This window comes from Pseudomonas sp. GM41(2012) (assembly GCF_000282315.2).
Classification (GTDB): Bacteria; Pseudomonadota; Gammaproteobacteria; order Pseudomonadales; family Pseudomonadaceae; genus Aquipseudomonas.
This window is the reverse complement of record NZ_AKJN02000010.1, coordinates 1-13,778: the sequence shown is the minus strand read 5'-3', so window position 1 is coordinate 13,778 and position 13,778 is coordinate 1. Positions and strand designations below refer to the sequence as shown.

The window sequence follows — 13,778 nt, the reverse complement described above, 5'->3', positions numbered from 1 at the left end:
GTCGCGAATTGGTTGTCGGACTGTTTTTGGAGTATAGATGTGCAAACTTCTAATAAGAACGCACATAAAAGCCGGTCCATCATGCAAAAAAACATCACGTCTTTAGGCTCGTTGAACTGGGATGACCTCAAGTTTTTCCTTGAAGTCGCCCGCACCCGCAAGGCTAGCACCGCGGCCAAGCGCCTGGCGGTCGACTACACCACCGTGTCGCGGCGCATCAGCTCGCTGGAAGCTGCATTGGGCACTTTGCTGTTCGAGAAATCCCGGACCAGCGGTTTTGTCCTGACCGCCGAAGGCCAGCGCTTGCTGGGTTACGCCGAGTCGATTGAAAGCACGCTGCACATGGCCTGCGAGCAGGTTTCGGGCTCTGGCGTTGCCTTGTCCGGGCATGTGCGCATGGGCTGCACCGAAGGCTTCGGCAGCTTTTTCATCACCCCGCAGCTGAGCCATTTCGTCGACGCCTACCCGGCAATCTCGGTGGACATCCTGCCGCTGCCGCACTTCATCAGCCTGTCCAAGCGCGAAGCGGACATCGTCATCGCCCTGGAGCGCCCGGAGCATGGTCCGTACGTCTGCTGCAAACTCTGCGACTACAAATTACAGCTCTACGCGACTCAGGATTATCTCGACAAGCACCCACCGATACGCCGCCCGGCAGACTTGGGTAAGCATTCATTCATTAGTTACGTCGACGATTTGGCGTTCAGTTCGGAGCTGTTGTACCTGGCGAATGTGTTGCCCGGCGCCAGTGCCAACCTGCGCAGCACCAGTGTGATTGCGCAATTCGTGGCCGCACAGCAAGGGCGGTCGCTGGCGATTCTGCCGTGCTTCCTGGCGGCCCAGGATCCGCGATTGCTGCCGGTGTTGCCGGAGGAGATCAACATCACTCGACAGTTCTGGATGTACTGCCGCGAAGACCTGCGCAAGCTCAAGCGGATCACCCTGTTGTGGGATTACATCCGCGCGGTCACCGAGAAGAATCAGGGTCTGTTGATGGGTGAAAGTCGGGAGACCCTGTTCGCCGATTAGTCGGCGCTCACCACGATCGACACCCGGCGGTTCTCGGTACGTCCAGCCGGCGTGTTGTTGGAAGTAACCGGTTCACTGCTGCCGAGGCCGCGCAGCTGGATGTTTTGCTCTTTCATCCCGACAACGGTCAGCACCTTGCCGACGCTTTTTGCGCGGCGCAGTGAGAGCTGTTCGTTGTAAGACTCTTTGCCTGACGTATCGGTGTGGCCGTCGACCCGCACTCGCTCTATTCCAACACCCAGCAACGCCTTGCCGATACGCTCGACGATGTCGGTACTGGCAGGGTTGAGGCTGTCGTCGTCACTGCCAAACAGCACTTTGCCGGACAGGCCAAAGGCCCAGCCCTCATCGGTCAACTCGAAACCTTGCTGCTTGAGCACAGCGACCTGCGCCGGGGTCAGGCCTTTTTGCGGCGCCGTCTGGCAACCGGTCAATGCCAGCAAGGCCATCAATAAGGTGAACGTGAAAAATCGCAGGGAACGCCGGGTCAGTGAGAACACAAAAATTAGCTCCTGGTTTGAACATCGGCGACAGGGTGCTCCGACCCTGCCGTGTGCTGTGCGCCTCGGGAAAGGCGCTTGGCTTGGTACATGGCCGCGTCGGCGGCGTTAAGCAAAGCACCCGGTGTGGCCCCATGGTCGGGGTACACGGCGATGCCGATGCTGAGTGAAGTCAACACCTGGGCATTGCCCGGCAACGGTATCGGTACTTCCATGCTGGTGATGATTTTGTCGGCAATCCACTCGGCGTCCTCGATCTTATGCAGCGGCGTCAACAGGACGGCAAATTCGTCCCCTCCCAAACGCGCCACAAGATCATCTTCACGCAACTGCGCACGAACCCGATTGGCCACGGCCACCAATACCGCATCGCCAGCGGCATGACCGAAGCCATCATTGATTTCCTTGAACCGGTCACTGTCGAGAAACAGCACCGCCACTTGCTCGTTGAGTTTGTTGGCGTTACGCAGCGCTCGAATCAGCCGACCTTCGAAGAACGCCCGATTCGGCAACCCGGTGAGGCTGTCATGGCTGGCCTGGTGGGCCAGGGTTTCGTTTTCGCTTTGCAGGTGGGTTTGCCAGGATTCGAGCTCATCGAGCAAGGCATTGAAGTCATTGCCCAGGTTGTCGAGTTCGGCGATGGCGGCGGGCGGCACACGCTGATCGAAGGCTCGCTCGCTGCGGGCGGCGTGAGCCACGAACGCCAGGCTGCGCAATGGGCCGGTGATTGCGCGAAGTTGTCGGCGTGCCAGATAGAGCGCCACCCAGGCACTGACGGCGGTACACAAGACGATGCCGACCAGACCGCTGAGCAAAAATCGCAACAGGCTGCCCCCATGACCGGTGAGCTGGATGCTGCCGACTTCCTGACCTTGATGGACGATTGGCATGCTGATCGGTTTTTCCAGAAAGGCCTTGGCAATCTGCATTTCGAGATCAGAGAACAAGCCCGTTTCCGGCTGCTCCCAGTGAGCCAGCAACGTGCCTTCCTCGTCCAGCACTTGGGCATCGGCCACTTCTTCGGTGGACGCAATCAATGCCAACGCTTCGCTAGCGGCAGACTTGTCGTTGAACACCACCGCCGCTTCGACGGTGTAATTGATCGAGCGCGCAATCAAGTGCAAGTTGTGGTCGGCATAGACCCGCAAGGCCAGTACGCCGAGCAACGTCAGCGAGATGCTGGCCATGGCCACGGCCACGAGTGCGACGATCAAATGTCCGCGCCCGATGACCGAGCGCAAGGTTGGGCGGCTACCCGGCTTGAATAGACTCATGGCGCCGCCGGCTTGCGGCGGGACAGTTGCAGCACGCTGGGGTGAATACGCACGCCGCTTCGGGCGACGGAATCGAGGTTGACCTCAAAGGACACTTGCTCATCGCTGACCCGCAGGCAAAACAGACTGCCGACGGTGCATGGGTCGTCGCCTTCGCTGATGCTCAGCACCGGACGCCCCGTCAGCGAGGCGAAGAGCTGGCTGCGTTCATCACTGGTCAGTTTGCCGATGTACACCGCGTCGCACTCACCGGCAATCGATGGGTTGCCGGCCAAAAGACGTCGCACCGTGACGGGTCGACCGGTGGCCTGGGTCGTGCCTTTGACCAGATCGTCGGTGTATTCGGTGGGGCCCACGATGCACAAGCGCAGTTGTGCTGGCTCAACAGGCCAACGGGCATAACTGAGAATTCCGAGTACCACCTGCGTGACCGATTTGGCACGTTGGTCGGCCATGCTCACAGGCGTTTCCGACTGAGCGAAAACGACGCCGGTGAACAAACAGAGAAGCCCGGCGAGCAGCACGTGTTTGCACCCGATAACGCGCTGTGTCGTCCAGACAGCGACCTTCATGCAGGGATTCTCTTCGATCGTAGCGAAATGATGCCGCAACGATAGCACAGCGTTCAAACGCCAGCGAGACCGCGCCCTACGGCACTTCGGACAGTTTCCGTCGCCTGGCGCCGTCCCTTTCAATCACTTGATTCAACACCCTCATCCAATTCCAGCATCAACCCGCTCAAGCGTTTGACCTTGCGCCTCACCGCCTCTTCGAATACGCCTGTACGCGGCTCGATCAGGGTGAACCAGTTTTTGGCGCGGGTAATCCCGGTATAGATCAATTCCTTGGTGAGCACAGGGTTCAGGGCATCCGGCAAAATCAACGCCGTATGGGCAAATTCCGAGCCTTGGGATTTGTGTACCGTCATGGCGTACACCGTTTCGACATCATTGAGCCGGCTTGGCAGTACAAAACGTACGCCGCCCTGACCATCATTTCGCGGGAACGCCACACGCAACACCTGCTTCCCAACCTCTGGTCCCTCGCGTTCCGGCAGCTTGAGGGCAATGCCGATGTCGCCGTTCATCAAACCCAGACCATAGTCGTTGCGGGTCATCAGCACCGGCCGACCTTCGTACCACTGCTGGTCGCTGTCGATCAGCCGAGCCTTGAGCAGCGCGGCGGTCACGCGTTGATTCAAACCTTCAACGCCCCATGGCCCTTTACGTACGGCGCACAACAACTGGAAGGTGTCGAAGGCTTGCAGGACCTGGCGAGCCCAATCGGTCCAGCAGGGATCATCAAGCGTGCTGTCGAGCGGTGGCCGCAGGCTGCGCAACAGGCTCAGGTAATGTCGATAACCCTGCGGTCCATCGCCATGCCCCTCAAGCAGCAAGCGTTCCAGCGCCCGGTCCTGCTCCCCCTTGAGGGGCAGGGAAAAGACGTCGTCATGGCTTCGCGCTGCCAACAACTTGCGGGCTTCCTCGGGTTGCTGCTGGTTGACCCAACGAGCCAGTTGGCCGATGCCGCTGCCCTCGCCGAACCGACGTGAATGACGCAGCATCACAACTTGCTGGGCCAGTGGATGAGTCCCTTGGGTATCTTCCTGCAAACCGCTGGCATCCAGGCTTTCACCACTGACCGCTTGCAGCCACTGGCGAGTCTGTGGGCTGTACCAACCGGCCTCGGCGTCGCGGCACAGGTCGCCCAGCACGGCGCCGGCCTCCACCGATGCCAGTTGATCCTTGTCACCGAGCAGCACCAGACGGGCATGGGCCGGTAACGCATCGAGCAGGTTAGCCATCATCTCCAGATCGATCATCGAGGCTTCGTCCACCACCAAGACATCCAGCGGCAAGCGATTACCGGCGTGGTGACGGAAGTGCCGAGTACCGGGACGACTGCCGAGCAGACGGTGCACGGTGGTGACGTCTGACGGGATCTTCACTCGTACGGCTTCATCGACTTCCAGGGTTCTGACCTGCTGACTGATCGACTCCGTCAGTCGGGCAGCAGCCTTGCCGGTGGGTGCCGCGAGACGGATGCGCAGAGGCTTGCCGGCCTCCACCGCCGGCGCCTGGAGCAACGCCAGCAAACGCACGACCGTCGTCGTCTTGCCGGTCCCCGGGCCACCGGTAACGATGCTGAATGCGCTGCGGGTTGCGAGGGCGCAGGCGAGTTTCTGCCAGTCAATCACTTCGCCAGGCTGGGCTGGGCCGAACAAACGGGTGAGGCGTTGGGACAAATCATCCGGTGTGGTTTCGTGTTCCACCAGGCGTTGACGCAGCGAGGTGTCGATACGCCGTTCGTAAGCCCAGTAGCGACGCAAGTACAGGCGTTTGCCCGACAACACCAATGGCCGATGCTGCGCCGCCTCGCGGCCGTCGACCGCCAATGCGACCAGACTGCTGGAGGCCAGGACCTTGCACCAATGAGCACCGTCCAGCGCCTCAAGCAATTGCGACGGCAACAACATCGCGCCACTTTGCACATCACCTTCCGGTGGCAGCGACAGGGCGAAGTCCGGTTCCTTAAGCGTCTCGAACACATCCAGGCACACATGACCGTGGCCCAGTTGATGACTGGCCAACGCAGCGGCCAGCAGCACCAGTGGATCATCGCCGGGAGCAAGCTCGTGAAGAAAAGCGACGAAGGCTTTATCCAACGCTCGCAGCCAGCCGCGCTCAACCCAGCGTGTCAGCAATAGCAGCAAGTCATCGGCGCGACTCAACGGCGCCAGATCCGCCAGGCTTTCGGCTGTCAACGAAGTGGGCAGTAAATCAGCGAAGGTGCGACTCATAGCAAAACTCCCTGTTCCCAGGCGGGTTCGGCCTTGGGTTCTGGCTTGCCCTGGAACAGCCGGTCCAGACGTTCGATCAGCTCTCTTGGAGGGCGGGCAAAATACACGCCTTGGCTGGGCGCGCGCGTACCACGCAGGAACAGATACAGCGCACCGCCGACATGCCGGTCGTAATCGTAATCGACCAGTCGCGCCTTGAGCTGGCGATGCAGGGCCAACAGGTACAGCACATATTGCAGGTCGTAACGGTTGTCGAGAATCGACTGCTCCATGGCCTGCTCGGTATAGGCCGCGTCATCGACGCCCAGCCAGTTGGATTTGTAGTCGGCGACGTAGTAGCGGCCGTCGTGCTCGAACGTCAGGTCGATGAAGCCCTTGAACATGCCATTGAGCAACACCGGCTCGGCAGCCACCCGGGCCACACCGTTGTGGGTGTATTGGCGCACCAGTTCATCGAGTTTGAGCACATCGACTTTATGACTGGCGAACCAGAACTCCATCTCGACCCGGTACTGGGTCAATTGCTCGAATACCACGGGAGCCTGCCCGCCGCCGATATGCAGCGGGGACGCGAGCAGGTGCTGCAGCCAGTCGCTCAGGGCGGATATCCAGCCTTCCCAACCACGTCGATTGCAACGACGGGCAATGGCGTCCTCCACCGCTTGCGGCGTGGCGGCAAAACCTTCGTCACCGGCCCACTCGAGCAAACCATGGAGAAAGGTGCCGGGGTTCGGGCCACGAGGGAATCGATGGATATCCGCGCCGCCGGCCACCACTTCGCGTGGTGCCTGGGGATCGAGGCGTTCATCGTCGAAGAGCTTTTGCGCTTGCGGGCTCTCCGGCGCTTCATCAGTGCCCACACTCATGCTGTCACCAATGCGCAGGGCACTGTAGGAGGCAATCCACCAGTTTTCGCTGGCCTTGCGCTTGGGTATCAGCGGAGCAAGCAACGTCGCATCGTTGTGCGGCGGATGGTAGTGCTCGACGGTCGCTTCAGGCATTTCACCGTAGCTCAGCGCAGGACAGTCCTGTTGCAGGTCTTCCAGCCAACGCTTCAAGCCTGCCGGCTCGGCCAATGGCGCTCCGCCGCCCAACAGATAGCCCAATGCTGACAGGTGCAGCACCGAGCTGTTGTTATTGCCGCGTTTGAGATCCGTCACTCCGAGCCAGCAGGCGTGTTGCGCCCGGGTCAGGGCCACGTAAAGCAAGCGCAGATCCTCGGCAAGACGCTCATCATCCGCCTGAACAATCAACTCGGCCGTCGGCTTCAAGGTCACTTGGGCCTTGCCCGTGGCGTCGTGGTAATGCAGCGGCAGACGGCTGCCATCCACCGGCTTCGCCGAGCAAATGAACGGCAGGAACACCAAGGGATACTCAAGCCCCTTGGACTTGTGAATGGTCACGACTTTGACCAGTTGTTCGTCGCTCTCCAGACGCAGGATCTGCTCTTCGCCGGCCTGACCGGACAACGCCAGATGCTCGGACAAATGACGGATCAGCGCTTGCTCACCATCGAGTTCAGCGGCCGCCTGTTGCAGCAATTCGGACAGGTGCAGCAAATTGGTCAGCACCCGCTCGCCGTCACTGCGCATGATCAATGTCTGAGGCAGTTGAAAGTCATGCAGCAATCGCCGCAGCATGGGCAACACGCCCTGCTTGCGCCAGAGCTCGCGATAATGGCGGAACTGCATGACCCGAGCTTCCCAGGCCAGTTCGTCCTGATTCAGCCGCTCCAGTTCAGCCAGCGACAGGTTCAGCGTGATGCAGGCCAACGCGGCCCGCAGTGGACGCTCGACATCCGGCTCGGCACAGGCCTTGAGCCAGGTCAGTACATCGTGGGCCTCTTGGGCGGCGAACACTGAATCCTTATCCGACAGATAGACGCTGCGCACGCCACGGGCGGAGAGTTCGCCGCGCACAGCCTGGGCCTCTTTACCGTCGCGGACCAGGATCGCGATATCCGCTGGCAACAGACCTCTGAAGTCCTTGCCGTCCTGTATGAAACCCGCGCGACCGTGCTGCCCACCGTTAAGCAAAGTGGTGATTTCACTGGCGCAGGCGGCGGCGAGTTGTTGTCGGTACACCGCGCCGGACAGCGGCTGATCGGCGGACAGGTGCCAGATGTTCAGGGCGGGCACGACCTGGCCATCAATGTGCAGAACTTCTTTGCGCCCTTGGGATTCGACGGGCAGGAACGGTACCGGGTTCTCACCATTCTTTTCACGAAACAGGAACGCGCCGCGTCCCAGTTCACGAGACTCGGCGCGCTCGAACACATGGTTCACCGCACGGACCATGCCATGGCTGGAACGGAAATTCGTACCCAGGGTATGCAGTCGTCCAGCGGTGGCCTGGCGGGCGCGCAGGTAGGTGTAGATGTCGGCCCCGCGGAATGCGTAGATCGCTTGCTTGGGGTCGCCGATCAGGAACAGACCGCATTCGGGATTGTTGTCTTCGATGCGATAGATGCTCTCGAAGATCCGGTACTGCACCGGGTCGGTGTCCTGGAACTCGTCGATCAACGCCACAGGAAACTGCTCGCGAATCAGGGTCGCCAGCCGCTCACCGCCATCGGATTGCAACGCTGCATCGAGGCGCAGCAGCATGTCATCGAAGCCCATCTCCGCACGGCGACGCTTTTCTTCCTCGAACCGAGTACCGACCCACTGGGCGGCGTGTTGCAGCACGGCGGCATCAGGAGTCGGCAATCCATCGAGACTGGCCTTAAGGCCGGGCATGGCGTCCAGCCCGGGATGACTGGGTACTTCACCCTTCCAGGCTTCGGCCATACCCTCGGGAGTCAGGCGCGAGAAGCCGGTGCCGATATCCAGTTGCTCAAGGGATTCGTCTTCAGCCCAGGCCCTGATTTTTTCGAACCAGGGTTCGAAATAGCGCGCCTGCATCTTGCGACCGTCGACGCTCTTGCTCGCAACACCCTGGTGACAGATAGCAAGCAGTTCGTCTGCCCACTGGCGCCAAGGCATCTTGAGTTCGAGCAAGGCTGCCCGTCGCTCTTGCAGACACGCCGTGATCAACTCGGCAGGCTCTTTACCTTCAACACTGTCACGCTCACTGGCGAACAAACCACGTACTCGCGGCAGCAATGCTGCTGGGCCGCCCCAATTACCGCGCACCCAGTTCAGCGCATCACCTTGCATCGGGTAACAAAACAGGCGCCAGTAATCGCGCAGGACTTCGCCCAGCAAATCGCTGTGATCGGTTTCCAGGGTCTGTGTAAACAGACTGCCACTGTCGAACGCGTGCTCGCGCAACATGCGCTGGCACCAACTGTGGATAGTCGAAACTGCCGCCTCGTCCATCCACTGCGCGGCGATGTCCAGGCGGTTCGCGCACCCGGACCACTGCTCGGGAAGGTACTCCTCACGAAGTTCCGCGATAAGGCTGTCGGGCGCCGGTGTTTCATCACGGAAAAACCGTGCAGCTTCAGCAAGACGCGTGCGAATACGTTCGCGCAATTCTTTGGTCGCGGCATCGGTGAACGTCACAACGAGGATTTGCGGCGGCAACAGTTCACGTCCGAAGCCGCTCGACTCTGCACCGTGGCCAAGGACCAAGCGCAGATAAAGCGCGGAAATAGTGAAAGTCTTGCCGGTCCCGGCGCTCGCTTCGATCAGTTGGCTGCCGCGCAGGGGAAATGCCAAGGCCAGAGGTTTTGTGGTCATGCGCGCGCCTCCTCGCTGTTCAATGAACGCCAAGGCGCTTCAAGCAACGGCCGGTACAACGCGTTGCACCAATCCGGGAACGTTTCGTCTGCGGTAAGCGAGTCGAAGTCGGCAAACTGCCGGGCGAGTGCCGGGCTTTCGCGTCGCTCGCCGTCGGTGTTCAGTCCATCGCCTTCATAGGCCTTGCGGGCTGCGGCCTGGGCTTTGACCGGATCAGTTTGACCCAGCCATGCGAAGCCGGTCTTCACCGCAATCGGCAGTGGTTGACGCATGCCCGTTTGCCAAGCCATTAACAGGTCGCCCAGAATCCGCAACGCTGCATCCTCCGGCATCGGACCGAGCAGCAGACTGTCGTCGCTGGCCACCAACGCGGTGGTCATCGCCATACCACTGGCGCAGGCAACCAGATGATTGACCCATGGCCGTGTCAGCCGATGCCATTTGCGAGACTTGATTGAGCCGATACTGTTGGGGATTGTCGTGACTGATAGCAAACCACCGTCCGCACGCTGATGCAGGCCGCTGAGCCAGCCTTCCAGGCGCAGACCCAGCAACTCCAGACTTACTGGCAGAGCGTTGGTGAGCGGCGTTGGCCATAACGCCAAAAGCTGTTGGTAACGCTGCAACAGGTCCGGCAACGGTTCGATCAACTCTCGCTGAAGGCATTCGCCAAATCCGGCCATGGGCAGAAGCCCACTGTTTTGCAGACGTTTTGCCTGGGCTTCCAGTACCTGGTCGGTGCTATCCAGATGCCTCAGCGCCGCTTCGAGCAAGCTGTCGCTGAGGCTGTAACGTTGCAACGCATCGAGTACAAATGGCTCTTCATCAGCCAAGGGCACTTCAGCCGCTTCGAAGTACACCTTCAGTCGTTGACTGAAGAAATGCCGCACAGGGTTACGCAGGAAATCCTGTAGTTGACCGAGACTTAGCGGCTCCTCCTGAACATAGGGATCAAGGACTTCGATATCAGTCGACGGCTCACTGGTTTGATGCAGCACCTGCCATTCATTCGCGTAGCTGAACAAGTCATCGCCTTCATGGAAGTAGCGGGCACTGAACGGTTGCAGTGGATGTTCCTGAGTGAGGGCCTCAAGCAGATCTTCGTCGACATCATGCAGTCGCCAACCGCTGGCCAGATGATCGCGCAATTGGCCAATCAGTACTGACGCGGGGCGTTCACTGTTATCGCGAATGCTGCGACCGACCCAGCTGATATAGAGTTGGTCACGTGCCGACAACAGGGCTTCCAACAGCAGATAGCGGTCATCTTCGCGTCGGGAGCGATCGCCAGGGCGGTAGTCACTGCCCATGAGGTCGAAGTCCAGTGGCGGTTGTGCACGCGGGTAGTCTCCGTCATTCATGCCCAGCAGGCAGACCAGTTTGAACGGGATCGCGCGCATGGGCATCAAGGTGCAGAAGTTAACCGCACCGGCCAGAAAACGCTGGGACAGACGGCCTTGGTCGAGACCGGCGAGCCAGGCTTCACGGACCACGGTCAACGGCAGTTCATCATGCAAACCAACTGACTCGCAGGTCTCAAGCCAGGTTTCACGCAGCTCTTCGAGTTGGGCCAACACGTAGTCGTCATGCTCGTTACTGGCCAGGAAAAACAACTGAACCAGTGCGTGCAATCGAAAGCCCCATTGTTTGGGAGCTGCGGGTAGAGAGAGCTCCTGGTGGGCAATCTCCAATGCGTCCAGCAGCGCGACCAAAGGCCCAATGAGCGCGGCATCCAGACCACCGATCTCGTCGTAGGGTTCGATACCCTCGCAGGCACTGGCACTGCCCACGGCATAACCGAGCAGCATCCGTCGCAGGCCGAAACGCCAACTGTTTTGTTCCAGCTCCTGCGGCAAACCGAGACCCGCGCGCTGCTCGGCATTCATGCCCCAGCGGATGCCTGCACCTTCGATCCAACGGTGCAGGGTCGGCAGATCGCGTTCCTCTACACCGAAGCGAGCGCGCAGTGCAGGAACATCCAACAGATCGAGGATCTCGCTCACGGGGAAACGGCTGTCGGGCAATTTGAGCAGATGCTCGATAGCAATCAGTAACGGGTCACGACCACGCTGGCCTTGATCTGCGAGCGTGAAGGGAATGAAACGCGGGTCGTGGCGTTCAAGCTGAGCAAATACCGCACGAATGTGCGGTGCATAGCTGTCGATGTCGGGGACCATCACGATCACATCGCGAGGCCTTAAGTCCGGATCAGCACTGAAGCGTGCGAGCAACTGGTCGTGGAGGATCTCCACTTCGCGCTGGGCGCTATGGGCAATGTGAAAACGGATCGACTCGTCCTTCGCCGGATCGACAGCTGGCCAGCGCTCGCGAGTCTCGTTCAAGGGACGCAACTCAAGAATGTCGTCCTGCAATTGATTGAGCATGTTCTGTGGCTGGCTATCGCTGAACAGGTCGATACGGCCATCGCGGAATGCCGAGCGATAGCTGTTGGGATCGTCGTAGCTGTCGAGCAGATTGATATAGTCCCGCCCCTGCTTGCCCCACGCCGCCAGTAGCGGATGGGCATGCTGGTGAAGAGTTTGCGGGTCGAGCACAACCGGCATTCCGCTCTTGCGAGCCTGACGCTTGTATTGATGCCGCAACAGGTCTTTATCGGCGACGATGTCTGCCCAATGGTGACGACACGGGTTGTGTACGCAGAGCAGAACCTGGCTGAACCGGGCCAGCCCCGCCAGGGCTTCCAGGGCTTGAGCGGGCAGTGAAGAAATCCCGAAAACGATTACCCGTGAAGGCAATCCGCTGGGGGCTACGTCGAGGCTGTTGATGCGCTCGATAAACCGTTGATGGACGCCGGCTCGGCTTTGCGCCATGCCTTGTTCACCCACATCCAGCAACAGCGCACGCCACAACTCTGCCTGCCAGCAGTTAGCCGGGGTCAGAGGTTTGGTTTCGCCTCTGCCATTTCGTAATTGATGGCGACCTTCGGCCCAGTCTTCAAGCCAGTCGGCACGATACACCTGGTATTGGTCAAACAAATCCGCCAGCCGCTCAGCCAACTGATAGCGTTTGCGTAAATCGGTGTCATGGGTAAGGAAGCGTTGCAGCGGTTCGAAGTGCGGTTGATTGATCAACTGCGGAAGCAGACGCATCAGGCGCCAGGTCAAGGGCGCTTTATCGAGCAGGGATTTGACCGGGATTTCGTCACGCCCAAGCACCATGCGATAGAGCTGCCACATGAAGCTACCCGGTAACTGCACGTCGATGGCTGCTGCGATTCCGCAGCCACCCATGTCCTCGTCTTCAGGGTCTTCCGCCAGTGCCAGCTTCAGCCATTGGGCGATGCCGTTGCTCTGTACCAGGGCAATTTCATTTTCCAAGGGGGCCAGCGGGTAACGCCGCATCCAGCTGACCACCAGGCTGCGCAACTCGTCCAGGCGGTTGCCGTGAACCACCATAAAACCAGCACTGAGGGACGTCGCGTCCGGCATAAAGGCTTCCTTGGAAAAATACAAAAGCTAGGGCCGAACCTTAGCATTGTCGGGAGACTGTGACAGCCGGGAGCCGTCCGGTATTGCTGTACGAACTTTCCTGCGGGCAAAACAAAACCCCTACCTGCATACGCAGATAGGGGTTTCGGAATTTAATCTTGACGATGACCTACTCTCACATGGGGAAACCCCACACTACCATCGGCGATGCATCGTTTCACTGCTGAGTTCGGGATGGGATCAGGTGGTTCCAATGCTCTATGGTCGTCAAGAAATTCGGGTACTGAGTCGTAGCCAACTGGCTTCGCTTCAGCAAATTGGGTATGTGACAGCTTTCGGTGTTTTGTGAGATTCGAACTTTCGGTTCATTTCGTCTTCACACACCGCAATCTGGTCTTTCGACGCAAATTGCTTGGGTGTTATATGGTCAAGCCTCACGGGCAATTAGTATTGGTTAGCTCAACGCCTCACAGCGCTTACACACCCAACCTATCAACGTCGTAGTCTTCGACGGCCCTTCAGGGGACTCAAGGTCCCAGTGAGATCTCATCTTGAGGCTAGTTTCCCGCTTAGATGCTTTCAGCGGTTATCTATTCCGAACATAGCTACCCGGCAATGCCACTGGCGTGACAACCGGAACACCAGAGGTTCGTCCACTCCGGTCCTCTCGTACTAGGAGCAGCCCCTCTCAAATCTCAAACGTCCACGGCAGATAGGGACCGAACTGTCTCACGACGTTCTAAACCCAGCTCGCGTACCACTTTAAATGGCGAACAGCCATACCCTTGGGACCGGCTTCAGCCCCAGGATGTGATGAGCCGACATCGAGGTGCCAAACACCGCCGTCGATATGAACTCTTGGGCGGTATCAGCCTGTTATCCCCGGAGTACCTTTTATCCGTTGAGCGATGGCCCTTCCATACAGAACCACCGGATCACTAAGACCTACTTTCGTACCTGCTCGACGTGTCTGTCTCGCAGTCAAGCGCGCTTTTGCCTTTATACTCTACGACCGATTTCCGACCGGTCTGAGCGCACCTTCG

Annotated in this window: 7 protein-coding genes and 2 rRNA genes; 1 reads left to right on the top strand and 8 read right to left on the bottom strand. The window is 59.5% G+C overall.

Annotation, left to right across the window (positions count from 1 at the left end; genetic code table 11):
* Window positions 1-81 precede the first annotated feature (81 nt).
* Entirely contained in the window at window positions 82-1,029 is a 948-nt protein-coding gene (locus tag PMI27_RS03255; RefSeq protein WP_008149109.1) for a LysR family transcriptional regulator, read from the top strand.
* Here the strand turns inward: PMI27_RS03255 and PMI27_RS03260 are convergent.
* The 8 genes from PMI27_RS03260 to PMI27_RS0229885 all read right to left on the bottom strand — a co-directional run.
* On the bottom strand, window positions 1,026-1,529 hold the full coding sequence (locus PMI27_RS03260; protein ID WP_008149111.1) for an OmpA family protein: 504 nt from the start codon (window positions 1,527-1,529) through the stop codon (window positions 1,026-1,028). The genes PMI27_RS03255 and PMI27_RS03260 overlap by 4 nt on opposite strands.
* 5 nt (window positions 1,530-1,534) lie before the next feature.
* Window positions 1,535-2,803, bottom strand: a complete 1,269-nt coding sequence (locus PMI27_RS03265) for a diguanylate cyclase domain-containing protein (RefSeq protein ID WP_008149113.1) — start codon at window positions 2,801-2,803, stop codon at window positions 1,535-1,537.
* Window positions 2,800-3,375: a YfiR family protein gene (locus tag PMI27_RS03270; RefSeq protein WP_008149116.1), complete on the bottom strand. Its 576-nt coding sequence runs from the start codon at window positions 3,373-3,375 to the stop codon at window positions 2,800-2,802. Before PMI27_RS03270 ends, PMI27_RS03265 begins: the two co-directional genes overlap by 4 nt.
* A gap of 119 nt (window positions 3,376-3,494) precedes the next feature.
* Complete coding sequence (gene recD, locus PMI27_RS03275; protein WP_008149118.1) at window positions 3,495-5,603, bottom strand: exodeoxyribonuclease V subunit alpha; 2,109 nt, start codon at window positions 5,601-5,603, stop codon at window positions 3,495-3,497.
* Window positions 5,600-9,286 carry an exodeoxyribonuclease V subunit beta gene (recB, locus tag PMI27_RS03280; RefSeq protein WP_008149121.1) on the bottom strand — a complete coding sequence of 1,229 codons (3,687 nt, stop codon included), beginning with the start codon at window positions 9,284-9,286 and terminating at the stop codon, window positions 5,600-5,602. Before recB ends, recD begins: the two co-directional genes overlap by 4 nt.
* Complete coding sequence (recC, locus tag PMI27_RS03285; protein ID WP_008149122.1) at window positions 9,283-12,735, bottom strand: exodeoxyribonuclease V subunit gamma; 3,453 nt, start codon at window positions 12,733-12,735, stop codon at window positions 9,283-9,285. Before recC ends, recB begins: the two co-directional genes overlap by 4 nt.
* Window positions 12,736-12,891: 156 nt before the next feature.
* A 5S ribosomal RNA gene (gene rrf / locus PMI27_RS0229890) occupies window positions 12,892-13,007 on the bottom strand.
* 151 nt (window positions 13,008-13,158) lie between these two features.
* Window positions 13,159-13,778: ribosomal RNA gene (locus PMI27_RS0229885) — 23S ribosomal RNA — on the bottom strand; the annotation flags it as partial.

Excerpts from the sequence above, each read along its gene's own strand:
- recB (WP_008149121.1), bottom strand. The coding sequence starts at position 9,286 with ATGACCACAAAACCTCTGGCCTTGGCATTTCCCCTGCGCGGCAGCCAA.
- PMI27_RS03255 (WP_008149109.1), top strand. The coding sequence starts at position 82 with ATGCAAAAAAACATCACGTCTTTAGGCTCGTTGAACTGGGATGACCTC.
- PMI27_RS03265 (WP_008149113.1), bottom strand. The coding sequence starts at position 2,803 with ATGAGTCTATTCAAGCCGGGTAGCCGCCCAACCTTGCGCTCGGTCATC.
- PMI27_RS03270 (WP_008149116.1), bottom strand. The coding sequence starts at position 3,375 with ATGAAGGTCGCTGTCTGGACGACACAGCGCGTTATCGGGTGCAAACAC.
- recD (WP_008149118.1), bottom strand. The coding sequence starts at position 5,603 with ATGAGTCGCACCTTCGCTGATTTACTGCCCACTTCGTTGACAGCCGAA.
- recC (WP_008149122.1), bottom strand. The coding sequence starts at position 12,735 with ATGCCGGACGCGACGTCCCTCAGTGCTGGTTTTATGGTGGTTCACGGC.